The organism is Streptomyces cavernicola (assembly GCF_029968035.1).
Lineage (GTDB): Bacteria > Actinomycetota > Actinomycetes > Streptomycetales > Streptomycetaceae > Streptomyces > Streptomyces cavernicola.
This window is the reverse complement of the sequence record NZ_JASCIQ010000012.1, coordinates 159,410-184,074: the sequence shown is the minus strand read 5'-3', so window position 1 is coordinate 184,074 and position 24,665 is coordinate 159,410. Positions and strand designations below refer to the sequence as shown.

The 24,665-nt window shown below is 71.1% G+C and carries 24 protein-coding genes; 9 read left to right on the top strand and 15 right to left on the bottom strand.

The window, feature by feature from the left end:
* Window positions 1-60: 60 nt before the first annotated feature.
* The 4 genes from QIS96_RS14110 to QIS96_RS14095 form a co-directional block, all read right to left on the bottom strand.
* Window positions 61-579, bottom strand: coding sequence for a SixA phosphatase family protein (locus tag QIS96_RS14110; protein ID WP_282542881.1), 519 nt, complete (start codon window positions 577-579; stop codon window positions 61-63).
* Between the two features lie 142 nt (window positions 580-721).
* Window positions 722-928 carry a hypothetical protein gene (locus QIS96_RS14105; RefSeq protein WP_282542880.1) on the bottom strand — a complete coding sequence of 69 codons (207 nt, stop codon included), beginning with the start codon at window positions 926-928 and terminating at the stop codon, window positions 722-724.
* A gap of 169 nt (window positions 929-1,097) precedes the next feature.
* Window positions 1,098-1,214, bottom strand: a complete 117-nt coding sequence (locus QIS96_RS14100; RefSeq protein WP_282542879.1) for an SGM_5486 family transporter-associated protein — start codon at window positions 1,212-1,214, stop codon at window positions 1,098-1,100.
* A 186-nt stretch (window positions 1,215-1,400) separates the two neighbouring features.
* The gene (locus QIS96_RS14095; RefSeq protein WP_282542878.1) at window positions 1,401-2,768 is read right to left on the bottom strand and encodes a CynX/NimT family MFS transporter; all 1,368 of its coding nucleotides are present in this window, start codon (window positions 2,766-2,768) and stop codon (window positions 1,401-1,403) included.
* 139 nt (window positions 2,769-2,907) lie between these two features.
* Here QIS96_RS14095 and QIS96_RS14090 point away from each other — a divergent pair, with 139 nt between their 5' ends.
* The gene (locus QIS96_RS14090; RefSeq protein WP_282542877.1) at window positions 2,908-3,609 is read left to right on the top strand and encodes a FadR/GntR family transcriptional regulator; all 702 of its coding nucleotides are present in this window, start codon (window positions 2,908-2,910) and stop codon (window positions 3,607-3,609) included.
* A 166-nt stretch (window positions 3,610-3,775) separates the two neighbouring features.
* Here the strand turns inward: QIS96_RS14090 and QIS96_RS14085 are convergent, their stop codons facing one another.
* The 3 genes from QIS96_RS14085 to fabG all read right to left on the bottom strand — a co-directional run bounded on the left by QIS96_RS14085 (window position 3,776) and on the right by fabG (window position 5,887).
* Entirely contained in the window at window positions 3,776-4,153 is a 378-nt protein-coding gene (locus QIS96_RS14085; protein ID WP_282542876.1) for a hypothetical protein, read from the bottom strand.
* Window positions 4,154-4,400: 247 nt separating this feature from the next.
* Window positions 4,401-5,177, bottom strand: a complete 777-nt coding sequence (gene fabI, locus QIS96_RS14080) for an enoyl-ACP reductase FabI (RefSeq protein WP_282542875.1) — start codon at window positions 5,175-5,177, stop codon at window positions 4,401-4,403.
* 5 nt (window positions 5,178-5,182) lie between these two features.
* Window positions 5,183-5,887, bottom strand: coding sequence for a 3-oxoacyl-[acyl-carrier-protein] reductase (fabG, locus tag QIS96_RS14075; RefSeq protein ID WP_282542874.1), 705 nt, complete (start codon window positions 5,885-5,887; stop codon window positions 5,183-5,185).
* Window positions 5,888-6,165: 278 nt separating this feature from the next.
* Here fabG and QIS96_RS14070 point away from each other — a divergent pair, with 278 nt between their 5' ends.
* The 3 genes from QIS96_RS14070 to tyrS all read left to right on the top strand — a co-directional run bounded on the left by QIS96_RS14070 (window position 6,166) and on the right by tyrS (window position 10,605).
* Window positions 6,166-7,689 carry a TldD/PmbA family protein gene (locus QIS96_RS14070; protein WP_282542873.1) on the top strand — a complete coding sequence of 508 codons (1,524 nt, stop codon included), beginning with the start codon at window positions 6,166-6,168 and terminating at the stop codon, window positions 7,687-7,689.
* Window positions 7,690-7,777: 88 nt separating this feature from the next.
* Complete coding sequence (locus QIS96_RS14065; protein ID WP_282542872.1) at window positions 7,778-9,172, top strand: metallopeptidase TldD-related protein; 1,395 nt, start codon at window positions 7,778-7,780, stop codon at window positions 9,170-9,172.
* 161 nt (window positions 9,173-9,333) lie between these two features.
* Window positions 9,334-10,605, top strand: a complete 1,272-nt coding sequence (tyrS, locus tag QIS96_RS14060) for a tyrosine--tRNA ligase (RefSeq protein ID WP_282542871.1) — start codon at window positions 9,334-9,336, stop codon at window positions 10,603-10,605.
* A 65-nt stretch (window positions 10,606-10,670) separates the two neighbouring features.
* Here tyrS and QIS96_RS14055 read toward each other — a convergent pair whose 3' ends face one another.
* A complete protein-coding gene (locus QIS96_RS14055) occupies window positions 10,671-10,946 on the bottom strand; it encodes a GlsB/YeaQ/YmgE family stress response membrane protein (protein WP_282542870.1) in 276 nt (91 codons plus the stop codon).
* A gap of 210 nt (window positions 10,947-11,156) precedes the next feature.
* Here QIS96_RS14055 and QIS96_RS14050 point away from each other — a divergent pair, with 210 nt between their 5' ends.
* Both QIS96_RS14050 and QIS96_RS14045 read left to right on the top strand, forming a co-directional pair.
* On the top strand, window positions 11,157-11,561 hold the full coding sequence (locus QIS96_RS14050) for a DUF3099 domain-containing protein (protein ID WP_282542894.1): 405 nt from the start codon (window positions 11,157-11,159) through the stop codon (window positions 11,559-11,561).
* A gap of 210 nt (window positions 11,562-11,771) precedes the next feature.
* Complete coding sequence (locus QIS96_RS14045; protein WP_408907181.1) at window positions 11,772-12,035, top strand: hypothetical protein; 264 nt, start codon at window positions 11,772-11,774, stop codon at window positions 12,033-12,035.
* A gap of 62 nt (window positions 12,036-12,097) precedes the next feature.
* Here QIS96_RS14045 and moaA read toward each other — a convergent pair whose 3' ends face one another.
* The 3 genes from moaA to QIS96_RS14030 all read right to left on the bottom strand — a co-directional run bounded on the left by moaA (window position 12,098) and on the right by QIS96_RS14030 (window position 15,242).
* Complete coding sequence (gene moaA / locus QIS96_RS14040; RefSeq protein WP_282542869.1) at window positions 12,098-13,096, bottom strand: GTP 3',8-cyclase MoaA; 999 nt, start codon at window positions 13,094-13,096, stop codon at window positions 12,098-12,100.
* Window positions 13,097-13,242: 146 nt separating this feature from the next.
* Window positions 13,243-14,877, bottom strand: coding sequence for a solute symporter family protein (locus QIS96_RS14035; protein WP_282542868.1), 1,635 nt, complete (start codon window positions 14,875-14,877; stop codon window positions 13,243-13,245).
* A complete protein-coding gene (locus QIS96_RS14030) occupies window positions 14,874-15,242 on the bottom strand; it encodes a DUF485 domain-containing protein (protein ID WP_282542867.1) in 369 nt (122 codons plus the stop codon). The genes QIS96_RS14035 and QIS96_RS14030 overlap by 4 nt, the downstream gene beginning before the upstream one ends.
* 311 nt (window positions 15,243-15,553) lie before the next feature.
* On the opposite strand from QIS96_RS14030, the gene QIS96_RS14025 reads away from it, so the two are divergent.
* From QIS96_RS14025 to QIS96_RS14015, 3 genes are all read left to right on the top strand, one after another.
* On the top strand, window positions 15,554-17,083 hold the full coding sequence (locus QIS96_RS14025; protein ID WP_282542866.1) for a S8 family serine peptidase: 1,530 nt from the start codon (window positions 15,554-15,556) through the stop codon (window positions 17,081-17,083).
* Between the two features lie 71 nt (window positions 17,084-17,154).
* The gene (locus QIS96_RS14020; RefSeq protein WP_282542865.1) at window positions 17,155-18,546 is read left to right on the top strand and encodes a CoA transferase; all 1,392 of its coding nucleotides are present in this window, start codon (window positions 17,155-17,157) and stop codon (window positions 18,544-18,546) included.
* Between the two features lie 646 nt (window positions 18,547-19,192).
* Window positions 19,193-20,224, top strand: a complete 1,032-nt coding sequence (locus QIS96_RS14015; protein WP_282542864.1) for a CopD family protein — start codon at window positions 19,193-19,195, stop codon at window positions 20,222-20,224.
* A 14-nt stretch (window positions 20,225-20,238) separates the two neighbouring features.
* Here the strand turns inward: QIS96_RS14015 and QIS96_RS14010 are convergent, their stop codons facing one another.
* From QIS96_RS14010 to QIS96_RS13995, 4 genes are all read right to left on the bottom strand, one after another.
* Window positions 20,239-20,949, bottom strand: coding sequence for a lysoplasmalogenase (locus QIS96_RS14010; RefSeq protein ID WP_282542863.1), 711 nt, complete (start codon window positions 20,947-20,949; stop codon window positions 20,239-20,241).
* Entirely contained in the window at window positions 20,946-21,827 is an 882-nt protein-coding gene (locus QIS96_RS14005; RefSeq protein ID WP_282542862.1) for a sterol desaturase family protein, read from the bottom strand. Before QIS96_RS14005 ends, QIS96_RS14010 begins: the two co-directional genes overlap by 4 nt.
* Before the next feature lie 286 nt (window positions 21,828-22,113).
* Window positions 22,114-23,382, bottom strand: coding sequence for an amidohydrolase family protein (locus QIS96_RS14000; protein WP_282542861.1), 1,269 nt, complete (start codon window positions 23,380-23,382; stop codon window positions 22,114-22,116).
* Window positions 23,382-24,662, bottom strand: coding sequence for an amidohydrolase family protein (locus tag QIS96_RS13995; RefSeq protein WP_282542860.1), 1,281 nt, complete (start codon window positions 24,660-24,662; stop codon window positions 23,382-23,384). The genes QIS96_RS14000 and QIS96_RS13995 overlap by 1 nt, the downstream gene beginning before the upstream one ends.
* Window positions 24,663-24,665 lie beyond the last annotated feature (3 nt).

The following is a 24,665-nucleotide window of genomic DNA, read 5'->3' as shown; positions in this document are numbered from 1 at the left end:
GGTTTCGTGCCGGGCCCTTCTGTCGTGAACGGCCGTGAACGGTGCGCCTCGGGGCGGGAGTTACTCGTGCGGCGCCCAGTAGTCGAGCAGTGTCGCGGTGCCGGGCTCCAGGCCCTTCCAGGAACCGGTGTACGACAGGATGGCGAAGGCGGAGGTCGGGAAGCCGCGCCGGTTCATGCGGACCTGGGCGTCGCCCTCGGACGAGCCGGCGAGAACGTCTGCGAGGCCCTGCACTCCGGGGTTGTGCCCGATGAGGATGATGTCGGAGAAATCGTCCTGCACTTCGTTGAGCACGGCGATCAGCTCGCCGGGCGAGGCTTCGTACACGCGCTCTTCGTAGACGGTCTTCGGGCGGCGCGGCAGCTCGTGGACGGCGAGCTTCCAGGTCTCTCGGGTCCGTGCCGCGGTCGAGCAGATGGCCAGGTCGAAGCCGATGCCGGAATCGGCCAGCTTGCGGCCGGCCACCGGGGCGTCCTGGCGACCGCGCTCCGCCAGCGGCCGCTCGTGGTCGGACACCTGGGGCCAGTCGGCCTTCGCATGCCGAAGGAGGACAATCCTGCGGGGTGTATCGACGCTCATGCGTCCCAGCTTCGCACGAAACGCGCCGTAGGGCGCAGGTAGTTGACATGCTCCGCACGCATGGGTGACCGGCAGGCGAAGCGAATCGGAACATCACCTTCGGCCCGGTTCCGGTTCGCGGTCGGAGCGCGGTCGGATCGGATCAGAACGGCAGAGCCTGTCTGAGCTGTGCCAGTACGTCCAGGAACGGGATCCGGCCGGATACCGCGTGTGCGTCGGAGGGGTCGAGCACGAGGGAGAGCAGCACGGCGAAGGCGACCGTGGGCAGTACGAGGGCCCACCAGGGCAGCTCGGCCGCGCTCCGGCCGCGTCGCTCCGGGGTGGCTCGGGGGTGCGCCGGTGCCGGCATGTCGCTCGCCTCCGCGGTTCGGGTGCTGCGCCGCTCCTTCGCGGCACACCACGAACCTACGGACTGCGGAGGCCCGGACCCATCCGGTGATCCACCCACTTACCCCTGATACCTGTCCCCTAGGGGATGGCGCCGAGGACGGCACCGGGGGCAGCGCCGGCGGCGTCGCTCAGGGTGAGGCGACGGACGCGACGATGCCGATGAGGACGGTGATGGCCAGCATCGCGCCGAGCACGGCGAGGAGCTTCTTCTGGCCGTTCGGCGGGTTCGGTTCGAGGACGGGCATGCCGCCAAGTCTCGCACCCTTTGCCCGGTCTGCTCGCAGCGGGGTGCGCGATGCACAGGGCCCCGGAAGGGTGCGGCACGTGGTGGGTGCCGACCTCTCCGGGGCCCGTAGGACGTCCGTGCCTGAAGCTCCGTGCCTGAGACTCCGCGCCTCAGGCCGTCCGCAGCTCAGGCGGCCTTCGCGACCTCAGGCGGTCTTCGCGGCGGCTGCCCCGCGTGCGGCCAGCTCCGCCTCGACCGTGCGGTTGCGGCCCGCGAGGATGCCGACGGCGATCTGCGGCACCATCAGGCCCGCCATGAGCGCGATGGGCAGGCCCCAGCCGCCGCTGTGCTGGTAGAGCACGCCGATGAGCAGCGGCCCGGGGATGGAGAGCAGATAGCCGGTGCTCTGCGCGAACGCCGACAGCTTGGCGACGCCCGCACCCGTGCCCGCGCGCATGCCGACCATGGTGAGCGCCAGCGGGAAGGAGCAGTTGGAGACACCGAGGACCAGCGCCCACACCCACGCGCCGGCGGCCGGGGCGAGGAAGAGGCCCGCGTACCCGATGAGTCCGCAGGTGCCGAGGACGGCGGCGATCGGGCCCTGGTTGCGCAGCCGGCCGGCCACGCGCGGGATGACGAAGGCGAGCGGGACGCCCATCGCCATGGTCACGGCGAGCAGCACGCCCGCGGTGGAGGCCGGAACGCCCGCGTCCCGGAAGATCTGCGGCATCCAGCCCATCGTGATGTACGCACCGGTGGCCTGGAGCCCGAAGTAGACGGCCAGCGCCCAGGCGGTGCGGCTACGGGCGATGGGCAGTGCGGGCGCGGCCTCGCGCTGCTCGGCGGCGGCAGCGGCCTGGTCCTCCTGACCCGTCCGGGCCTCGGCCTTCTCGGCGGCGGGAGCGGCGGGCGCGGCGGAGGCGGTCGTACGCCGCTCACGCACCACGAACAGCCACGGCAGTACGGCCAGGGCGGCGACCAGCGCCCAGAGGCCGAGCCCGGTCTGCCACTTGCCCCCGAGCGCACTGGTGAGCGGCACGGTGGCCGCGGCCGCGAAGGACGTGCCGAGGGAGAGCGCCATCGAGTACAGGCCGGTCATGGTGGCCACGCGGTCCGGGAACCAGCGCTTCACGATCACCGGCATCAGGATGTTGCTGACCGCGATGCCCATGAGGGCGAGTGCGCTCGCGGCCAGGAAGGCCGGGGTGCTGCCCGCGAAGGGGCGCACCGCGAGACCCGTGGCGATCGCGGCCATGCCGGCGCACACCACGGCGGCCGGGCCGAAGCGGCGGGTGAGCTTCGGCGTCATCACACCGAAGATGGCGAAGCACAGCGGCGGCACGGACGTCAGCACGCCGGCGACGGTGCCGCTCATGCCGAGGCCGTCCCGCACCTCTTCGAGGAGTGCGCCGAGACTGGTGATCGCGGGACGCAGGTTGAGCGCCGCGAGGACGAGGCCGACCGCGACGAGCCGCAGGGTCCACGCGCGCGTGGTGGGCGGTTCGCTCACACTCCGCGGTTCCGTCGTACGCGGTGGGGCCTGGGTCTTCGTCTGGGTTTCCTCACGTGGCATGAGAGCCATCATAGAATGATGGGATGAATGCTCGCTCCACCCCCTCCCGGTTCCCGGTCCGGGGCGCAGCTCCGCTTAAGATCCCGGCGACGCCCGCAAGAGTCCCTGCGACGCCCGCCCGCCTTCCGAAGGAAGTTCCATGCCTCTGATGTCACCCAGGCGCTCCGCACTCGCCGACCAGGTCATCACCGAGCTGCGGAACCAGATCACGTCCGGCGAGTGGCCCGTGGGCAGCCGCATCCCCACCGAGCCGGAGCTGGTCGAGCAGCTCGGCGTCGCCCGCAACACGGTGCGGGAGGCGGTGCGGGCGCTGGCGCACAACGGCCTGCTCGACATCCGGCAGGGCTCCGGCACCTATGTGGCCGCCACCAGCGAGCTCGCCGGAGTGATGCACCGCAGGTTCGCCGACGCCGACCCGCGCCACATCGCCGAGCTGCGCTCCACCCTCGAGTCGACCGCGGCGAAGCTCGCCGCCGAGCGCCGTACGGAACGTGAGCTCAAGCAGCTGGACGCCCTGCTCGAACGCCGTGAGCAGGCCTGGCAGGAGCGGGACAAGGACGCGTTCATCGAAGCCGACGCGACCTTCCACATGGCCGTCGTCTCGGCCGGCCACAACGAGGTCCTGACCGAGCTGTACGCCGACCTCGGCGAGGTCCTGCGGGCCTGGCTGCGCGACGATGTGGGCGAGCGGCTCACCCCCGAGAACAACATGGACCACGTGCGGCTCGTCGACGCGATCCGCGAGGGCGACGCGGACACGGCGGCGGCCGAGGCCGCGGGCTACCCGTTCCTGTGCCGCACGGGCAAGTTCGACGAGGACGAGGGCGGAACTCACGCGTAGGCGGAACTCACGCGTAAGTGAACGGCACGCGCGCGTAGTGGCGGTTTCCGGATCAACGCCCAGAGACGGTTCTGCGCCTGCAGGCCGGTCCCGCCTTAACACCCAGTGCCGGGTTCGGGATTGACGTTCGCCGCGCTCACCGCGCAGGGCGCGACCCCAGCACGCCTCAGCGCTCGTGGCTGACCCAGGCCGACCCGACTTCCTTCCAGCAGCGCCCGGTGAGCCGCACCGTCATCGCGGGCTCCGCCGTCACCCGCGCGGTGTCGGTGTCGATGTCCCACCAGCGGCGGCACTCGATGTGCAGAGCGACCCGGTCGGTCTCGGGGTACGGGTTGTGGCAGTACGCGACCACGTGCGAGCCGGACTGACGCGTACGGCACGTCGCACCGAACGGCCGCTGCGGCTGCGCCACCGACCCCGAAGCCGGACGCGAGACGGATCGAGGGGCGGCCTCCGCGGGGAGCGCCGCGGGAAGGGACACCGGAAGGCAGACCAGCAGGGCCAGCCCGGCGAGCGCCGAGGGCAAACTGTGGGGCCTGCGCACCGGAAGGACCTCCTCGGCCGTACTACGACAAGTCACTCGGGCTGCCGTGGCTGCACCACAAGGGGGAGAGAGCGGTCTCGAACCCGGACCGGGTCACGGTCTCGAACTCGACTTCCAGCGTGCGCACTTCGGGCCTGGGGCGCCCGGCCGGCGGGGCCGAACGGGCGACGCCCCGCCTCCCGCGCGGAGCGGGAAACGGGGCGTCGGCCTCGTACGAACCAGTCGTAACCAGTCGTACGGAGAGGGATCAGGCGCCGATGGCGTGCAGGCCGCCGTCGACGTGGACGATCTCGCCAGTGGTCTTCGGGAACCAGTCCGAGAGCAGGGCCACGATGGCCTTGCCGGCCGGCTCCGGGTCGGAGAGCTCCCAGTTCAGCGGGGAGCGGGTGTCCCACACCGAGGCCAGGTCGGAGAAGCCCGGGATGGACTTCGCGGCCATGGAGCCGATCGGGCCCGCCGAGACCAGGTTGCAACGGATGTTGTCGGGGCCGAGGTAGCGCGCCATGTAGCGGTTGGTCGCCTCCAGGGCGGCCTTGGCCGGGCCCATCCAGTCGTACTGCGGCCAGGCGAACTGCGCGTCGAAGGTCAGGCCGACCACCGAGCCGCCGTCCTGCATGAGCGGCTTGCAGGCCATGGTCAGCGACTTCAGCGAGTACGCGGAGACGTGCATGGCCGTCGACACCGACTCGAAGGGGGTGTCGAGGAAGTTGCCGCCGAGGGCGTCCTGCGGCGCGAAACCGATGGAGTGCACGACGCCGTCGAGGCCGCCCAGGTCGGCGCGGACCTTGTCGGCGAGGCCGGCGAGGTGCTCGTCGTTGGTGACGTCCAGTTCGAGGACCGTCGTCGGCTTGGGGAGCTTCTTGGCGATGCGCTCCGTCAGCGTCGGCCGCGGGAACGCGGTGAGGATGATCTCCGCACCCTGCTCCTGGGCCAGCTTCGCGGCGTGGAACGCGATGGAGGACTCCATCAGCACACCCGTGATGAGGATGCGCTTGCCCTCGAGAATTCCGCCAGTGGTAGTCATCGGTGTCAGTGCCCCATGCCCAATCCGCCGTCAACGGGGATGACGGCTCCAGTGATGTACGAAGCGTCGTCCGAGGCGAGGAACCGCACCGCGGCGGCGATCTCCTCGGGCTGCGCGTAACGGCCGAGCGGCACCTGGCCGACGATGTTCTGACGCTGCTCGTCGCTGAGCGCCTTCGTCATGTCGGTGTCGACGAAGCCGGGCGCGACGACGTTGAACGTGATGTTGCGCGAGCCGAGCTCACGGGCCAGGGAGCGCGCGAAGCCGACGAGGCCGGCCTTGGACGCGGCGTAGTTGGCCTGGCCGGCGGAGCCGAGCAGCCCGACCACGGAGGAGATCAGCACGACGCGGCCCTTCTTGGCGCGCAGCATGCCGCGGTTGGCGCGCTTCACGACGCGGAAGGCGCCCGTGAGGTTGGTGTCGAGGACGGAGCTGAAGTCCTCCTCGGACATGCGCATGAGGAGCTGGTCCTTGGTCACGCCGGCGTTGGCGACGAGGACCTCCACGGGACCGTGCTTCTCCTCGATCTCCTTGTAGGCCTGCTCCACCTGCTCGGCGTCGGTGATGTCGCACCGGACGGCCAGGAAGCCCTCCGGCGGCTCACCCGAGCGGTATGTGATCGCGACCTTGTCGCCGGCGTCGGCGAAAGCGCGGGCGATGGCGAGGCCGATGCCCCGGTTGCCTCCGGTGACGAGAACCGAGCGGCTCAACGGATCACCCTTTCCCTAGCAGTCTGGTACCCCAGCAAACTATCGGTAGCTTCCGCGATACGGAGAATCGAGCCCCGACAGCCCCTCGGAGCAGTGACTGTCGGGTCTCTACAGAAAGGTCTGGCGACCGTACGGGCCGCCGCGACATGATCGGACACGTCCGGCCGCTCACCGGACGCACCGGACACCGGCACAACCGGTTACGGACACCCGTGACGGCCGCACCGGCAACGAAGGCACCGGTCACGGACACCGACAGCAGCCGACAGGAGACATTCGTGGAACGTTCCATCGACGCAGCGTTCACCGCGCTGCCGCTGCGGGCGCTCGCCGACGCGGCGCTCGCCCGCGCCCGCGCCCTGGGCGCCGAGCACGCGGACTTCCGTTTCGAGCGGGTGCGCAGTGCGGCCTGGCGGCTGCGGGACGCCAAACCCTCCGGCTCGTCGGACACCACGGACCTGGGGTACGCGGTGCGCGTGGTGCACGGCGGCAGTTGGGGTTTCGCCTCCGGCGTGGATCTGACGATGGACGCGGCGGCGAAGGTCGCGTCCCAGGCCGTCGCGATGGCGAAGCTCTCCGCGCAGGTGATCGCCGCCGCCGGATCCGACGAGCGCGTGGAGCTGGCCGCCGAGCCGGTGCACGCGGACCGGACGTGGATCTCCGCGTACGAGATCAACCCCTTCGACGTGCCGGCCGAGGAGAAGACCGCGCTGCTCGCCGACTGGAGTGCGCGGCTGCTCGCGGCGCACGGGGTGGCGCACGTGGACGCCTCGCTGCTCACGGTGCAGGAGAACAAGTTCTACGCCGACACCGCGGGCACCGTCACCACCCAGCAGCGGGTCCGCCTGCACCCGCAGCTCACCGCGGTCGCGGTGGACGAGAAGAGCGGCGAGTTCGACTCGATGCGCACGATCGCGCCGCCGGTCGGGCGCGGCTGGGAGTACCTCACGGGCGACGTGTGGGACTGGGACTCCGAGCTGGCGCAGATCCCCGGCTTCCTGGCCGAGAAGATGCGCGCGCCGAGCGTCGAGCCCGGTGCGTACGACCTGGTCGTGGACCCGTCCAACCTGTGGCTGACGATCCACGAATCGATCGGCCACGCAACGGAGTTGGACCGCGCGCTGGGCTACGAGGCGGCCTACGCGGGCACCTCGTTCGCGACGTTCGACCAGCTCGGCAAGCTCAAGTACGGCTCCGAGGTCATGAACGTCACGGGCGACCGCACCGCCGAGCACGGCCTCGCCACGATCGGGTACGACGACGAGGGCGTGGCAGGACAGTCCTGGGACCTGGTCAAGGACGGCACCCTGGTCGGCTACCAGCTGGACCGGCGGATCGCGAAGCTCACCGGCTTCGAGCGGTCCAACGGCTGCGCGTACGCCGACTCCCCCGCGCATGTGCCGGTGCAGCGGATGGCGAACGTGTCCCTGCAGCCGGCGCCCGAGGGCCCGTCCACGGACGAGCTGATCGCCGGGGTGGACCGCGGCATCTACGTCATCGGCGACCGCTCCTGGTCCATCGACATGCAGCGCTACAACTTCCAGTTCACCGGCCAGCGCTTCTTCAAGATCGAGAACGGCCGGCTCGCGGGCCAGCTCCGCGATGTCGCGTACCAGGCGACGACCACCGACTTCTGGGGTTCGATGGCCGCGGTCGGCGGCCCCGAGACGTACGTCCTGGGCGGCGCGTTCAACTGCGGCAAGGCCCAGCCGGGCCAGGTCGCGGCGGTCTCCCACGGCTGCCCGTCGGCCCTCTTCCAGAACGTGAACATCCTGAACACCACGCAGGAGGCGGGTCAATGAAGCGCCCATTCCGCACCGCCCCCGGCTGGGGGTCCGGGGGTCGTCCCCCGGGCAAGCACAGTCTGAACACCACGCAGGAGGCGGGTCAGTGAGCTCTCGTACGAACAAGCCGCACGAGATCGTCGAGCGCGCCCTCGAACTCTCCCGGGCCGACGGCTGTGTGGTGATCGCCGACGAGGAGTCCACGGCGAACCTGCGCTGGGCGGGCAACGCGCTGACCACGAACGGCGTGACGCGCGGCCGCACCCTCACCGTGATCGCCACCGTCGACGGCAAGGAGGGCACCGCCTCCGGCGTCGTCTCGCGCGCCGCGGTCACCACCGCCGACCTCGAGGACCTCGTGCGGGCCGCGGAGGACGCCGCGCGCTCGGCCGGGCCCGCCGAGGACGCGCAGCCGCTGGTCTCCGGAGGCACGGTGTCCGCCGACTTCGCCGAGGCGCCCGCCGAGACCACCTCCGACGTGTTCGCGGACTTCGCGCCCGCCCTCGGCGAGGCCTTCGCACGCGCGCGTGCAGGCGGACGTGAGCTGTACGGCTTCGCCAACCACGAGCTGACGTCCAGCTATCTCGGTACGTCCACAGGGCTGCGGCTCCGGCACGACCAGCCGAACGGCACCCTGGAGCTGAACGCCAAGTCGCCGGACCTGACCCGGTCGGCGTGGGCGGGCCGGGCCACGCGGGACTTCAAGGACGTCGACCCCGCGGCCCTGGACACGGAGCTCGCCACCCGGCTCGGCTGGGCGGAGCGCCGCATCGAGCTGCCCGCCGGGCGGTACGAGACGCTGCTGCCGCCGAGCGCCGTGGCCGACCTGCTGATCTACCAGTACTGGTCGTCGGGCGCGCGGGACGCCGCCGAAGGACGGACGGTGTTCTCCACGCCGGGCGGCGGCACCCGGGTCGGCGAGAAGCTGTCCGAGCTGCCGTTGACGCTGCGCAGCGACCCGCGCGAACCCGGCCTGGAATCCGCCCCGTTCGTGCTCGCGCACGCTTCCGGGGACGACTCCTCGGTGTTCGACAACGGGCTGCCGCTCGGCCCCACGGACTGGCTGCGCGACGGCGAGCTCACGCACCTCCTGAGCACCCGGCACAGCGCGGGCCTGACGGGACTTCCCGTTGCGCCCGGCGTGGACAACCTGATCCTGGAGGGCGGCGGCGAGAAGTCGCTGGACGAGATGGTCGCGGCCACCGAGCGCGGGCTGCTCCTGACCTGCCTCTGGTACATCCGCGAGGTCGACCCGGCCACGCTGCTGCTCACCGGCCTCACCCGGGACGGCGTGTACCTGGTGGAGAACGGCGAGGTGGTCGGCGAGGTCAACAACTTCCGCTTCAACGAGTCCCCGGTCGGCCTCCTCGGCCGGGTCTCGGAGGCGGGCCGTACGGAGAAGACGCTGCCGCGCGAGTGGGGCGACTGGTTCACGCGGGCCGCGATGCCCGCCCTGCGCGTGCCGGACTTCAACATGAGCTCGGTCAGCAAGGGCGTGTGACCTTGTGAACCAACGGGGAGGGTGCGCTCCGCGCGGAGCGCGCCCTTCCCGTTCCTCTGCCGCCGGCAGAATCCGGTTCGGGCCCACCGCGCCGCCCCCATAGACTGAGCCCAGCGGCCCACTTCTGCGGCCGACCTTTCGCTTCGAGGAGACACGGGATCGTGACGGACATCGTCGACGAGCTTCAGTGGCGCGGACTTTTCGCGCAGTCCACTGACGAGGACGCACTGCGCAAGGCGCTCGCGGACGGTCCGATCACCTTCTATTGCGGCTTCGACCCGACCGCGCCGAGCCTCCACGTCGGACACCTGGTGCAGGTCCTCACCATGCGCCGGCTGCAGCAGGCGGGCCACCGCCCGCTGGCTCTGGTCGGCGGCGCCACGGGCCAGATCGGCGACCCGAAGCCGACCGCCGAGCGCACGCTGAACTCCCCGGAGACGGTGGCGCTGTGGGTGGAGCGGGTGCGCTCGCAGATCCGCCCGTTCCTGGACTTCGAGTCCGGCGACAACGCGGCGACGATGGTCAACAACCTGGACTGGACGGGCGGCATGTCCGCCATCGAGTTCCTGCGCGACATCGGCAAGCACTTCCGGGTCAACAAGATGCTCACCAAGGACTCGGTGGCCCGCCGCCTGGAGTCCGACCAGGGCATCAGCTACACCGAGTTCAGCTACCAGCTCCTGCAGGGCATGGACTTCCTGGAGCTGTACCGGCGCTACGGCTGCGTGCTGCAGTCCGGCGGCTCCGACCAGTGGGGCAACCTGACGGCGGGCCTCGACCTGATCCACCGCCTGGAGCCGGAGGCCTCGGCGCACGCCATGGCCACGCCGCTCATGACGAAGGCGGACGGCACCAAGTTCGGCAAGACCGAGGGCGGCGCGGTCTGGCTCGACCCCGAGATGACCACGCCGTACGCCTTCTACCAGTTCTGGCTGAACGTCGACGACCGGGACATCTCGACGTACATGCGCATCCTCAGCTTCAAGTCGCAGAGCGAGCTGGAGGAGCTGGAGCAGGTCACGCAGGAGCGGCCGCAGGCGCGCACCGCGCAGCGCGCGCTCGCCGAGGAGCTGACCGCCCTGGTGCACGGCGCCGACCAGTGCGCGGCCGTGATCGCCGCATCCAAGGCGCTCTTCGGCCAGGGCGAGCTCGGCGACCTGGACGAGGCCACGCTGAGCGCGGCGCTCTCCGAGCTGCCGCACGCCAAGGTGACCGAACTCGGCGCGGTCGTCGACCTGTTCGCCGAGGTCGGCCTCGTCGCCAGCAAGTCCGCCGCGCGCCGCACGGTGAAGGAGGGCGGTGCGTACGTGAACAACGAGAAGGTCGCCGCCGAGGACGCCGTGGCCGGGCGCGAGCAGCTGCTGCACGGCCGGTGGCTGGTGCTGCGCCGCGGCAAGAAGAACCTGGCGGCGATCGAGATCGTCGACGCCTGATCCAGGTCCAGGCATGACGAAGGGGGCCGGCCCGTCGGGGCCGGCCCCCTTTCGCGTACGTGGAGTCAGGTGACCTGTTTGTTGCCGCGGACCGCCTGGTAGAGCATGTCGCCCAGGAACACCAGGACCACGGCGGCGGCCACCTGCAGGGCGTGCCGGCCCCAGTCGATGCCCCGGGTCTCGGCGATGCCGAAGCCCGCCGCGAGGGAGTTGCCGACCACGCCGCCGATGATGCCGAACACGGTCGTCAGCCACAGCGGCATGTGCTGCTTGCCGGGAAGGATCGCCTTGGCGAGAAGCCCGAGCACGAATCCCACGATGATCGCCCACAACCAGCCCATGGCTGCCTCCTCGTACGGGTCGGTGAGCAGATAGGCCCAGTTTCGGACCTCCCGGCATACCGCGCATTTCGGAGATTGTCCGGGACCTGGGACGGCGGCGCGTTCCCGCTGGTTACGAGCGCCCCGGTCTCGTCGGCCGGAAGGGCCGGGCGTACCGTGGAGGGGTCAGTCTGGGACGAGCCGGTTACAGCGGGCGGGGTGGTGGACGTGATGCGGAAGCACGAGAACGTCGAGGTGTTCCGGATCACCGGCGCCCGGCAGGGCCTCGCCGATGACGTGCGCGGCCGGCAGCGCCGCTATGTGATCTCCATGTCCGTGCGCACGGTCTCCGTGATCCTCGCGGCGGTGCTGTGGAACGTCGAGCGGCACGTCGCGATCGTCGCGCTCGTCCTCGGCATCCTCCTCCCCTACATCGCGGTGGTGATCGCCAACGCCGGTCGGGAGAACGCCCCTTCGCTGCCCTCCACCTTCGTGCCGCCGCCGGTGCGGCCGATGCTCACCACGAAGGCCGATGCGGAGAACACGAAGGCCGACGCGGAGAAGGAGTCGGGCCCGGCGGAGGCGGCCGCGGAGAGCGACGGCGGTAGGCGTGAACGGGCAGGCGGGCAGGGCTGATTGGCGCTCGCGGCGCGGCCCGGACACCCGCCGGCAGCAAAGCTCAAGAAAAGCTCAGATCAATCATGTTGTTCCGGTGCACCGCACCGGGTCCCCCATGACATACTTCGTACGCGCTCCGCATCCCCCGTCGGAGCGACAGACCGACGCCGGGCAGCTCCCCCCGTGGCTGCTCGGCGTCGCCTTTTCTGCGTTGTTTAGGGTTGGGGCGTGAATCTTCCCGGTCTCCCCGGCCTTCCCGGTACGCCTTCCGACCCCCCCGCCATCCCGCAGTGCTCCGCCAAGGGCTGCCGTGCCGATGCGGTGTGGGTCCTCGCGTGGAACAACCCGAAGCTGCACACGCCTGAGCGGCGCAAGACCTGGCTCGCCTGTGACGAGCACCGCGAGCACCTGTCGAAGTTCCTCGGCGTGCGCGGGTTCCTCAAGGACGTCGTACGCCTGGAGGACTGGGAGGAGTCGACCGCGGACGGCTGACCGGCGAAGCCCTGCGGCCCGGTCAGCTGGTCAGTCCGTCAGCCGGTCGGCCGGTGAGTCCGTCAGCCGCCGATCGCCGACATGGGGCGGGAAGGCTGCAGGAACGACGGGTCGTCCAGGCCCGAGCCCGCCTTCTTGCCCCACATGGCCTGCTTCCAGATCCGGGCGATCGTCTCGTCCGAGCCGTCCTCGCCGTCCGAGCGGAGGGCGGCGCGCAGGTCGGTCTCCTCGGTGGCGAAGAGGCACGTGCGGACCTGGCCGTCGGCGGTGAGGCGGGTGCGGTCGCAGGCCGCGCAGAACGGGCGGGTCACCGAGGCGATGACGCCGACGGTGTGCGGGCCGCCGTCCACGATCCAGCGCTCGGCCGGGGCGGAGCCGCGCTCCTCCTGGCCCTCTTCGGTGAGCGTGAAGCGTGTGCGCAGCGACTCCAGGATGTCACCGGCGGTGATCATGCCGTCCCGCTTCCAGCCGTGCTGGGCGTCGAGGGGCATCTGCTCGATGAAGCGGAGCTCGTAGTCGTTCTCCACGGCCCAGGCGAGGAGGTCGGGGGCCTCGTCGTCGTTGAGGCCCGGCATCAGGACCGAGTTGACCTTGACCGGGGTGAGGCCGGCCTCGCGGGCGGCGGCCATGCCCTCCAGGACGTCGCGGTGGCGGTCGCGGCGGGTGAGGGTCTTGAAGACGTCCGGCCTGAGGGTGTCCAGGGAGACGTTGACCCGGTCCAGGCCTGCGGCCTTGAGGGCTTCGGCCGTGCGCTTCAGGCCGATGCCGTTGGTCGTCAGGGACATCTTGGGGCGCGGTTCCAGGGCGGCGCAGCGCTCGACGATGCCGACGAGTCCGGGGCGGAGCAGGGGCTCGCCGCCGGTGAAGCGGACCTCGGTGACGCCGAGCTGGGTGACGGCGATGCGGATGAGGCGGACGATCTCGTCGTCCGTGAGGAGGTCCGGCTTGGCCAGCCACTGCAGGCCCTCTTCGGGCATGCAGTACGTACACCGCAGGTTGCACCTGTCGGTCAGCGAGACCCGCAGGTCGGTGGCCACTCTGCCGTAGGTGTCGATGAGCACGTCGACCCCCTCCCTTTCCGGTTCCGTGATCCCTGAGCCTACGCGACGGCGCTGACAAGAACAGGGGGCCCGATCCCACGAGACGCGGCGCGGCCGCGTCGTAGGGATCTACGACGCGGCCGCGGCGGTGCGGCGGGCGGTGCGGCTCAGTGGGCGCCGGTGCCGGTGAGGGAGCGGACCTCGAGCTCCGCGTACTTCCCGGCGTCCGGCTCCTCCTTGGAGAGGATCGTGCCGAGCCAGCCGAGCAGGAAGCCCAGCGGGATGGAGATGATCCCCGGGTTCTCGAGCGGGAACCAGTGGAAGTCGACCGCCGGGAACATCGATGTCTCCTTGCCCGAGACGACCGGCGAGAACAGCACCAGCAGCACGGACGAGGCGAGGCCGCCGTAGATCGACCACAGGGCGCCCTGGGTGGTGAAACGCTTCCAGAACAGGCTGTAGAGGATGGTCGGCAGGTTGGCCGAGGCGGCGACCGCGAAGGCGAGGGCGACGAGGCCTGCGACGTTGAGGTCGCGGGCCAGGGCGCCGAGCGCGATGGAGACGATGCCGATGGCGACCGTCGCCCAGCGGGCCGCGCGGACCTCTTCCTTCTCGGTGGCCTCGCCCTTGCGGATGACGTTGGCGTAGATGTCGTGCGCGAAGGACGACGAGGACGCGAGCGTCAGTCCGGCCACCACCGCGAGGATCGTGGCGAAGGCGACGGCGGAGATCACGGCGAGCAGGATGGCGCCGCCGGCCGAGTCGCCGCCGCCGCCGATCTCCAGGGCCGCGAGCGGCGCCGCCGTGTTGCCCGCCTTGTTGGACGCGGTGATCACGTCCGGCTTGAGCAGGGCCGCGGCGCCGAAGCCGAGGACGATCGTCATCAGGTAGAAGGCGCCGATGATGCCGATGGCCCAGTTCACGGACTTACGGGCGGCCTTGGCGGTGGGCACCGTGTAGAAGCGGATCAGGATGTGCGGCAGGCCCGCGGTGCCCAGGACCAGGGCGATACCGAGGGAGATGAAGTCCAGCTTCGAGGTGGGCGTGACGCCGTACTTGAGGCCGGGCTCCAGGAACGCCGCGCCCTTGCCGCTGTTCTCGGCGGCCGAGCCGAGCAGGTCGGAGATGTTGAAGCCGAACTTCAGCAGGATCAGGAAGGTGATCAGGACGGTGCCGCCGATCAGCAGCACGGCCTTGACCATCTGCACCCAGGTGGTGCCCTTCATGCCGCCGATGGTCACGTACACGATCATCAGGACGCCGACGAGGGCGACGATGCCGATCTTGCCCGCGTCGGTGGTGATGCCGAGCAGCAGCGCGACGAGGACGCCCGCGCCGGCCATCTGCGCGAGCAGGTAGAAGATCGACACGACGATGGTGGAGGCGCCCGCGGCGGTACGGACGGGGCGCTGCCGCATCCGGTACGCGAGGACGTCGCCCATCGTGAACCGGCCGGAGTTGCGCAGCGGTTCGGCGACCAGGAGCAGCGCGACCAGCCAGGCGACGAGGAAGCCGATGGAGTACAGGAAGCCGTCGTAGCCGAAGAGCGCGATGGCGCCGGCGATGCCGAGGAACGAGGCCGCGGACATGTAGTCGCCGGAGATGGCGAGGCCGTTCTGGAAGCCGGTGAACTGGCGGCCGCCGGCGTAGAAGTCGGCGGCGTCCTTGGTCTGCCGGCCGGCCCAGACGGTGATGAAGAGGGTGGCCACGACGAAGAGGCCGAACAGCGTGATGATCAGCGGCTGGTGCTCGCTGACCGCGGACGCCGCGAGGGTGGCGGCCTGGACCGTCGTCTCGCTCATGCTCCGGCCTCCATACGGGACTTGATCGCCTCGGCCTTGGGGTCGAGCTTCTTCGCGGCGTGCCGCGAGTAGAGCCAGGCGATGACGAACGTGCTGACGAACTGCAGGATCCCGAAGACGAGGGCGACGTTGATGTTGCCGAACAGCTTGGCGCCCATGAAGCCGCCCGCGTAGTTCGAGAGCAGCACGTACAGCAGGTACCAGGCGATGAACGCGATCGTCAGCGGGAAGGCGAAAGAACGGTGCGAACGGCGCAGTTCGCCGAATTCCGCACCCTTCTGCACCTCGACGAACTGCTCCGTCGTGGGCGTCGCCGGACTGTTCTGTGAACCGCCCTTCGACGGTGGTGGTGCATCGGTGGCCACGGATTCTCCTAGCGACACGGGTGCGTTGGTCTGCGGGCTCGACCTCGCGCTGGCAAGTGATGAAGGTCACGCGGGCCGGATGGCGATGCTAGGCCCATCGACACGTGATCCAACAGGGGTTAGATGCTTGCTTCACCCAACCGCAACCGCACGGCGGCGCGCCCGTTGCACCTCAACTCCCCATCTTTCTATGGCAAGTCGTTGCCGGTCAGGGATGGGCGGCGCTAGGTTCAGGCCTTGGCTTCGCGCCAAGTGACGCCCGAGCACGGCTGGTGTTCGGGCTTTTTGTTTACGGATGAAGTGGAGACCCCATGACTCATCTGCGCTCCAGACGCCGCCGCCTCGCCGCGCCGGCCTCTCTGGCCGTCGCCCTCTCGACGGCGACGCTCGGGCTGCTGCCGGGCTCCGCGTCTGCGGCCGCGCCCCAGGGCGAGCAGACCCAAGTGGCCGCGGACGCCCCGAAGTTGGCCTACGTGGTGAACACGAAGGTGGACTCCGACACGATCGCCTCGGTGAAGAAGGCGATAGCCGCGGCCGACGGCACGGTCGTGGTCGCGTACGACCGCATCGGCGTCATCGTCGTGCACTCGGCGAACCCGGACTTCGGCAAGGAAATACGCAAGGCGCGCGGTGTGCAGTCCGCCGGCGCGACCCGTACGGCCCCGCTGGAGGCGGCCGGTACGACGGAGGAGGGCGCCCCGCAGTATGTGGACGCCCCCGCCGCGAGCACCAAGGCGGCGGCCGCGGACGCCGAGCCGATGGAAGCCGACCAGTGGGACCTGCGGGCGATCGGCGCCGACAAGGCCGCGAAGATCAACCCGGGCAGCGACAAGGTGACGGTCGGCGTCATCGACACCGGCGTGGACGACACCCACCCGGACCTGGCCCCCAACTTCTCGGCCTCGCAGTCCGCGAACTGCGTCGGCGGCAAGGCGGACACCTCGCCGGGCGCCTGGCGGCCGGAGAAGCCTGACCACTACCACGGCACGCACGTGGCGGGCGAGATCGCCGCCGCGCGCAACGGCATCGGGGTCGCGGGCGTGGCCCCGGGCGTGAAGGTCGCGGGCATCAAGGTGGCCGACCCGGTCAGCGAGCTGTTCTACCCGGAGAGCGTGGTCTGCGCCTTCGTGTTCGCCGCCGACAAGGGCATCGAGATCACCAACAACAGCTACTACGTGGACCCGTGGCTGTACAACTGCATGGACGACCCGGACCAGAAGGGCATCGTCGACGCGGTCAACCGGGCCCAGCTGTACGCCCAGCGCAAGGGCACCCTGAACCTCGCCTCCGCCGGCAACTCCAACCACGACCTGGCCTCGGACGCCATCGTGGACGACTCCTCGCCGGACGACTCGACGCCGGTGGAGCGCACCATCGACCCGAGCGAGTGCTTCGACCTCCCGACGCAGCTGCCGGGCGTGGTCACGGTCTCCGCGACCGGCGACAAGAGCCTCAAGTCGTACTACTCCACGTACGGCAAGGGCGTCATCGACGTCGCGGCGCCGGGCGGCGACAAGTACCAGATCCCGGACAACCCGTCGAAGAACGGGCGGATCCTGTCGACCATGCCGGAGAACCAGTACGGCTGGCTGCAGGGCACCTCGATGGCGTCGCCGCACGCCGCCGGTGTGGCCGCGCTGCTGAAGTCCACGCACCCGAAGGCGAGCCCGGCCGAGCTGCAGCGCCTCCTCAAGGAGCAGGCGGACAACCCGGGCTGCCCGACCGAGCCGTACGACCCCGACGGTGACGGCAAGGTCGACGCGGTCTGCGAGGGCGGCGAGAACCTGAACGGCTTCTACGGCTTCGGCATCGTGGACGCCCTGGACGCGGTCCGCGACTGACCCTTCCGCTCGGGTACGGGCCGTCCGGTCAACGGGCGGCCCGTTTCCGTGCGTTGTGCTGTCATGGGCGCATGTCTTCCGGTGACGCTCCGCACCCTGCCGCCGTCGTCCAGGCCTGGTCCGCGCTCGAAGGCCCGGCCGCTCTGCTGTCCTCCGTGACGTACGAGGGGGGCTTCTCGGGGCTGCTTCCGTCCCGTCTGCCGGTGCTTGACGCGGCACGCGCGTGTGTGGCCGTGTGCTCGCTCGCGGCGGCGGAGTACGCGTCGGGGTGCGACGACGGTGGCGGGGCGGTGCCGCGCGTGCGGGTGGACGACGGGGCGGTGGCGACGGCGTTCACGAGCGAGCGGCAGCTGCGGGTGGACGGCCGGGAGCCGAGCACGTTCGCGCCGCTGTCGCGGTTCTGGCGTACGGCGGACGGGTGGGTGCGTACGCATGCCAACTACCCGCATCACAGGGGCGCGTTGCTCGCTGCGCTCGGGCTGCGGGACGACGCGGTGGAGGGCGTGGAGCGGGCGCTCGCGGAGCTGCGGGCCGTCGACGTCGAGGAGCGGGTGTACGCCGCGGGCGGGCTCGCGGTGGCACTGCGTACGCGCGCACAGTGGGCCACTCATGAGCAGGGCGCCGTGGTCGCGGCCGAGCCGTTGGTGCACCGGGAGCGGCTCGGAAATCGTGCACCACGCGCGCGTGGTGGGCGTTTGCGGGTCCTTGACCTGTCCCGGGTCCTCGCCGGGCCGGTCGCCACTCGTACGCTCGCTCTGCTCGGCGCGGACGTGCTCCGCGTGGACGCGCCGGGCCTGCCCGAGCTGGCCGACCTGCACGCGGACACGGGCTTCGGCAAGCGGTCGACGCTGCTCGACCTGGGCCGGCCGACGGACCGTGCGACGTTCGACGAGCTGCTCGCCGGCGCGGACGTGGTGGTCACCGGCTACCGTCCCGGCGCGCTCGACCGGCTCGGGCTCACGCCCGACGCCCTGGCCGAGCGGCGCGCGGGCGTGGTGGTCGCGCAGCTGTCCGCGTGGGGCCGGAGTGGGCCGTGGGCGGAGCGGCGCGGCTTCGACAGCCTGGTCCAGGCGGCGACGGGCATCGCGGACGTCGAGCGGGAGCCGTCGTCGGACCGGCCTGGCGCGTTGCCCGCCCAGGCGCTTGACCACGGCACGGGGTATCTCCTCGCTGCGGCCGTTCTGCGGGCCTGCACGGAACGGTTCTCCGCGCCCGGGGCCCGCCTCGTGCGCCTGGCCCTCGCCCGTACCGCGCACTGGCTGCTGGGGTTGCCTGCGGCGGGGCGTCGGGGCGGCGGCGGCACGTCGTACGACGCGTCCGCGGACGTGACGGAGACCGACAGCCCGCTCGGCCGCCTGCGGCATGCGCTGCCGCCGGTGTCTTACGAGGGCGGCCCCCTCAACTGGGGGTGGGCCAGTGGGGGTTGGGGGACGGATGCGGCTCGGTGGGCGGAGGGTTCTTAATCCCCTCCCCGCCCCTTCCCGAAAGTCCTGGCGGACGGCTCCGGGGGCTGCGCCCCCAGCCCCCCCCGCTCCCGGGGCTGTCGCCCCTGAACCCCACCACGGGGCTCCACCCCGGACCCCGCCTCGGGGGCCAGCCCCCGGACCCCCGCTCCTCAAACGCCGGAGGGGCTGATTTTTGGGCCCACCGCCCCCTCAGACGCCTGGGGGATTGGCTCTGCTTCTCGGGCGCCTGGGGGACTTGGCCGCCTCACAGGTGCCTGGGACTGAACTTTGGCGGGGCTGGGGGGGGCTGAACTTTGTGGGCTGGGGCTGGCAATGGGTGCCCCGATAGGGGCGCGGGGAACTGCGCGACCAGCCACAACAAAGCGGCAGCCGAACAACAGCCGGGATCCGGGGCGAAGCCCCCGGAACAGGAGCGCGGGGAACTGCGCGACCAACCACCACGGCGCGACAGCCGAACGACAGCCGGGATCCGGGGCGAAGCCCCCGGAACAGGGGCGCGGGGAACTGCGCGACCAGCCACAACGAAGCGGCAGCCGAACGACAGCCGGGGTCCGGGGCGGAGCCCCTGTAGTCGGTTGCTGGGGGCTCCGGGAAGGATCGGCTTGCTCTGCTCGTGCGTTGCGGTGACGATCGGTCAGTGAGCATGTCCAGACCATCCGCCACCGCAGAAGCAGCCGCAGGCACAGATACCCGTACAGGAACCGAAAAGCCCGCCGCACGGCGAGCGCTCGCCGTGCTCGTCCTGGTCACCGCAGCCGCCCTGGTCCCCCTGCTCGGCCCCTCCCTCGCCCTCGACGGCACCGGCGAGGCCCGTCCGCCCGGCGCCGGAGTCGTCACGCTGCTGCGGATCACGATGTTCGCCGCGCTGTGCGTGCTCGTAGGGGAGTCCGCGGCGGCGTGGCTGTCGCGGCGGGTGCCGGACGCGCCGGGCGGCACGCCGCGCAGCTGGGCGCTCGTCGCGGCGTTCGTCGGCGCGGCCTCCGCCGTGGGGCTCGCGCTCATCGTCGCCAACGGCAACCTCGTACCGGGCTCGCCGGCCGAGCTGCACCCCGGCCGCCTGTACGACACGACGGACGGGCTGCTCGCACTCGTCGAGGTCAACGCCTTCGCCGCCGCCGGGTTCTGCGCCCGGTCGCGAAGGCCCGGCACCGCCACGCTGCCGCTCGCCGCGGCGATCGTGGCGGAGGCGCTGCGCGCCCACCCCGACCTCGGCCGGGAGGACGACCCGCTGATCGGCAGCGCGCTCACGCTCGTCCACCTGACGTGTGCCGCGCTGTGGGCGGGCGGCCTGCTGCAGGTGCTGCGCACGATGCGGGCCTGGCGCGCGCGGCCCACCGCGGGCGCCGCGCTTCTCGGCCTCTACGCGCGCGTGGCGGCGGTTCTGTTCGCCGGGGTCACGGCCACCGGCATCTGCTCGACGCTGCGCAAACTGCCCCTCGACTCGGTGTTCACGACCGCCTACGGCCGGGTCCTGATCGCCAAGCTGCTCCTTGTCGCCGCCATCGCCGCCCTGGCCGTGGCCGCGCGGGTCCGGCTGCGGCGCTCCCCCGACCCGTACGCGGCGATCGTCCCGGCACGGGTCGAGGTCCTGGTGCTCGCAGTGGTTGTCGCGGTCTCGGCGCTTCTGACGGCCGTGCCCGGACCGGTGTGGTGGGAACGGCCCCTCTGGGGCTGAGCCACCACGAGAGCTCAAGCGGTGGTACGGGCCTCCGGCGTCGCCTCGGGGTTCGCGTCGGGGGTCGCTTCGGGGGTCGCTTCGGGGCGGGCCGCGAGGACTCCCGAGGTCAGCAGGTACTGGGCCGCCGCGTACGTGAGCATGACCCAGAAGTCCGGCCTGGGCAGCTGCGGCCACTCGGCGATCCCGGTCGCGATCAGGGTGTCGGAGAGCAGGAAGAGCGCCCCGCCGACGCCCGCCGCGAGCCCGAGCCGCGCCGAGCGGAACGCCATGGCGGTGAGCAGCAGGCTGTATCCGGCGACCGGGACGCGCAGGTCGGCCGGCAGGTCGGACCAGAGCAGCGCGACCGTGCCGGCGAGCGCCGCCCCGTAGCCGAGGCCGAGCGCGAGCGTGTACGGGCGCCCCTTCCCGTACCGCGCGAAGAGCAGCAGGTAGCAGACGTGGCCGGCCGCGAAGGAGGCCATGCCGCCGAGGAAGGCGAGTTCGGCGTCGAAGAGCAGCAGGGTGTCGCCGCCCCAGCCGAAGAGGAGCGCGGCGACGAGCAGCCGCGGCACGCCCGCCGTGCCCTCGCCGGACCGCCACGCGCACACCGCGTACGCCGCGAGCAGGGGCATGAGCAGCGGTTTGAAGACCGTGTGGCCGGGCGTGAACTCGGCGAGCAGGGACGTCAGGTCGCCGGCGAGGGCGAGGCCGAAGGCGGCGAGGAGCAGCCGCTCGCGGCTCACGCGGCGCCCTCCGCGACCGCTTCCTGCGGCTGCGCCTCGGCGGGCGGCACGGGCGACCAGCCGGGCCCGCGGAACAGCCGCCCGCCCCGCTCGCGCCAACTCCGCGCCGCCTTCAGGTCCTTGGCGATCGACACGTACTCGTGGGTGGCGACCTTGATCGGGTTGTACGTCTCGATGTTCTTGGTGAGGCCGAAGACGGGGCGGTCGGTCTCGGGCACGAACGAGCCGAAGAGCCGGTCCCAGACGATCAGGATGCCGCCGAAGTTGCGGTCCAGGTAGCTGCCCTGCGAGGCGTGGTGGACGCGGTGGTGCGAGGGGGTGTTGAAGAGGAACTCGAAGGGCCGCCACATCTTGTCGATGCGCTCGGTGTGGATCCAGAACTGGTAGACGAGGTTGACCGAGTAGCAGAAGGCCAGGGCCGCCGGGTGCACGCCGAGCGCGATCAGCGGCAGGTAGAACGGCCAGCCGGTGAGGCTGGTCCAGGGCTGGCGCAGCGCGGTGGAGAAGTTGAACTTGCGGCTGCTGTGGTGCACGACGTGGCAGGCCCACAGGATGCGGATGACGTGGTGGCCGCGGTGCTGCCAGTAGTAGAAGAAGTCCTGGGCCAGCAGGATCAGCGGGATCGTCCACCACAGGACGGGCACGCGCAGCGGTGTCAGCTCGTACACCGCGGTATAGATGGCGACGATCGGGATCTTCCACAGGAAGTCGAAGACGAGGCTGCCCAGTCCCATGCCGATGCTGGTGACCGCGTCCTTGGTCTCGTAGCCCGCGGACTCCTCGTCGGGGTGGAGGCGGTAGCTGACGATCTCGATGATCGTGAGCAGCACGAACGCCGGTATGGACCACAGCACTACATCGGGCAGATTCGGGGACATGGGTGCACCGTAAAGGCGGGCGGGCGGCCCCGACTAGATGCAGTTACCGACAAGTATTACTTCCGGTAAGCCGTTCTTTGCTGTGGGCCTTCTACACCGCGCCCGCCGGCCGGCGGGCCGCCGCCACCGTCGACGGGTCAATAGTTGCGGTAGACGTCGCGGCGACAGATGTGCATGAACGTCAGACGTACATGAGCGGCCCGAGCCCTTCCGCCTGCACCCGACATCAACAGGACCGTTCCCGACCCGGCTCAGGCCCGGCATGGCGCACCGGGCCCGCGCACCCTCACCACACCCGTACCGACCCCCCGCGGGCGAAGACCGGCGACGTGGCGTCGGGGGGCGGGGTGTCGAGGGGTTCGGCGAGCTCCGCGACCGTGGGGCCGGCCTTCGCCGCGAGGGCGTCCAGGCGGTCCAGGTCGAAGCCGTAGACGCGGGCCGCGTTACCTCCGACCATGGCCGCGACCTCCGTGGGCGGCAGCCCGGCGTAGGCGGCCCTGAGGCCCTCGCGGCTGTACGGGTACGTGCCCTCGTCGTGCGGGTAGTCGCTGCCCCACATGATCTTGTCGAGGCCGATCCGCTCGCGCAGCAGCACCTCGTGCGGCCGCATGAAGCTGGCCCCGACGTAGCAGTTCTCGGCCCAGACGGCGGACGGGCCCTTGCCCATCGAATCGGCAAGCCCCGCACCGAACTTGGACTCGGCGGTGACCGCCCCCGCACCGGCCTTCGTACTCGCCCCCGCGCCCGCCTTCGTGGCGGCCGAGACCAGGCGCCCGTGGTAGTAGTCCAGCAGGTCGAGCACGCCGGGGATCCAGCCCGAGCCCTGCTCGGTGAGGACGAGGTTCAGGCCGGGGTGGCGGCGGAAGGCCCCGCCGAAGATCAGGTGCCACAGCGCCCGGTGCGAGAACCAGGTCGTCTCCACCATGAACACCGCCCGCGCCGCCGGCTCCTCGCCGAGCGGCGGTGACGCGGAGCCCGCGTGGTGGTTGACCGGAACTCCGAGCTCCGCGCACACCGCCCAGATCGGGTCGTACGCCGCCGCGTACAGCTCGGGCAGTCCTGAACCCGGCGGTGTGCCGGGCAGCAGCAGTCCGCCGGTGAGGCCCGCGGCATGGCAGCGGCGGATCTCGCGCACCGCCTCGTCCACGTCGTTGAGGAGGATCTGGAAGACCCCGGCCCTGCGCCCCGGGGCCGCCGCGCAGAAGTCGGCCAGCCAGCGGTTGTGGGCGCGCAGGCCCGCCCAGCGCTGCTCGAACTCCGCGCGGGTGGGCGCCGGGGCCATCAGGGACGCGGACGGGAAGAACGGCGGGATGGTGTTGGGGAACACCACCTCGGCGACGATGCCGTCCGCTTCGAGCTCGGCGATGCGGCGCTCGGAGTTCCAGTTCTTGTCGGCGGTGTCGGCGAGCAGGTCCTCGTACGGATTGACGTAAGCGGCCGCCCAGGCGTCGAAGGCGTCGTGGTGGATCGCCTCCAAGTACGGCTTGTAGTCGAGGAGATCGGCGCCCGCGTGGCAGTCGGCGGAGATGACGGTGTAGCGGTCGTCGGGCCGCATCAGCTCACCCCCAGGACCGGGAAATCGTGCTCTGTGAGCCAGTGTCGGCCCACCGCGCGGGAGCGGGCCCAGGAGGCCTCGACGGCGCTCTGGTCCTCGTCCTGGCCCAGGTCGGCGGGGGTGGGGCCGATACGCCGCGCTATAGGGGCGAGTTTCGCGGTGTCGAAGCCGAAGACCTCGGCGGCGGCGAGGCCCAGCATGCGGCGGGTCTCGGCGACCGGGATGTCGTGGAAGGTCTTCCGCAGCCACGCGCGCGTGTCGGGCCACGTCCCCTCGGGGTGCGGGAAGTCGGAGCCCCAGAGGATGTTGTCGACGCCGATCTCGTACCGCTGGGCGAGTTCGCGGCGCTTGGTGTTGGTGGCGCAGACGAACACCTGCCGGTCCAGGTACTCGTGCGGTGGCCGTTTCAGCTCGGCGAACGGCGAGAGCTTCTTGCCGCCGTGCGCGCCGAGGTAGAGCCGGTCCATGAACCAGAGCAGGTTCGGCAGCCACCAGCAACCCGACTCCGCCACCCCGAACTTGAGGTCCGGGTGCCGCTCGAAGACGCCGGACCAGAGCAGGAACCACAGCGGCCGGGCGGGCCACCAGGTGACCTCGCTGACGTAGATGCCGAGGTGGTCGCCGTACTCGTGCCGGGGCGCGGCGCCGGAGTGCGTGACGAGCGGCATTCCGGTCTCGGCGGCGGCCGCCCAGACCGGGTCGTAACGCCGGTCGTGGTAGGGCGCTTTGTCGACCCACATCGACGGGATCATCAGCGCGCCGAGCCCGGACTCCTTGGCCCGGTGGATCTCGGCGACGACCCGGTCCACCTCGCCGGTGACGGGCAACAGGGCGACGCCGCAGTGCCGTTCGGGATTCTGCCCGACGAACTCGGCGAGCCAGCGGTTGTGCGCCTGCGCGCCCGCCATGCCCAGCTCGGGGTCCTGGTCGCCGGAGAGGCCGAGGCCCACACCGAACGGGGCCGCGGTCCGGCTGTCGACGGCGTCCGCGTCGGGGAAGACGACCTCGGCGGCCACCCCGTCGCCGTCGAGCTCCTTGAGGCGCTGTGCCGGGTCCCAACCGCCTTTCAGGCCCTCCTCGTTGTCGCTGAACCACTTGCTCGCGAAGGCCTCGTTGCGCACCCCGAGCCGCGTCATCTCCTCCCGGCGGCGGTCCCGCCCAGCGAGGAACTCGTCGAAGTCGCGGTGGAAGCGGGAGTCGAGGTAGGGCCGGTACTCCTCGGTGGGAAGGCCTGCATGGCAGTCGGAGGAGATGATCAGGTACGGGTCCTGGGCGCTCATCGG

Bases quoted from the DNA above. Each gene is read 5' to 3' on its own strand.
- QIS96_RS14015 (WP_282542864.1), top strand. From the start codon at position 19,193: ATGTCCAGACCATCCGCCACCGCAGAAGCAGCCGCAGGCACAGATACC.
- QIS96_RS14020 (WP_282542865.1), top strand. From the start codon at position 17,155: ATGTCTTCCGGTGACGCTCCGCACCCTGCCGCCGTCGTCCAGGCCTGG.
- QIS96_RS14090 (WP_282542877.1), top strand. From the start codon at position 2,908: ATGCCTCTGATGTCACCCAGGCGCTCCGCACTCGCCGACCAGGTCATC.
- QIS96_RS14005 (WP_282542862.1), bottom strand. From the start codon at position 21,827: ATGTCCCCGAATCTGCCCGATGTAGTGCTGTGGTCCATACCGGCGTTC.
- fabI (WP_282542875.1), bottom strand. From the start codon at position 5,177: ATGACTACCACTGGCGGAATTCTCGAGGGCAAGCGCATCCTCATCACG.
- QIS96_RS14105 (WP_282542880.1), bottom strand. From the start codon at position 928: ATGCCGGCACCGGCGCACCCCCGAGCCACCCCGGAGCGACGCGGCCGG.
- QIS96_RS14035 (WP_282542868.1), bottom strand. From the start codon at position 14,877: ATGAGCGAGACGACGGTCCAGGCCGCCACCCTCGCGGCGTCCGCGGTC.
- QIS96_RS14050 (WP_282542894.1), top strand. From the start codon at position 11,157: ATGCGGAAGCACGAGAACGTCGAGGTGTTCCGGATCACCGGCGCCCGG.
- QIS96_RS14100 (WP_282542879.1), bottom strand. From the start codon at position 1,214: ATGCCCGTCCTCGAACCGAACCCGCCGAACGGCCAGAAGAAGCTCCTC.
- QIS96_RS14055 (WP_282542870.1), bottom strand. From the start codon at position 10,946: ATGGGCTGGTTGTGGGCGATCATCGTGGGATTCGTGCTCGGGCTTCTC.
- QIS96_RS13995 (WP_282542860.1), bottom strand. From the start codon at position 24,662: ATGAGCGCCCAGGACCCGTACCTGATCATCTCCTCCGACTGCCATGCA.
- QIS96_RS14025 (WP_282542866.1), top strand. From the start codon at position 15,554: ATGACTCATCTGCGCTCCAGACGCCGCCGCCTCGCCGCGCCGGCCTCT.
- QIS96_RS14000 (WP_282542861.1), bottom strand. From the start codon at position 23,382: ATGCGGCCCGACGACCGCTACACCGTCATCTCCGCCGACTGCCACGCG.
- QIS96_RS14110 (WP_282542881.1), bottom strand. From the start codon at position 579: ATGAGCGTCGATACACCCCGCAGGATTGTCCTCCTTCGGCATGCGAAG.
- QIS96_RS14095 (WP_282542878.1), bottom strand. From the start codon at position 2,768: ATGCCACGTGAGGAAACCCAGACGAAGACCCAGGCCCCACCGCGTACG.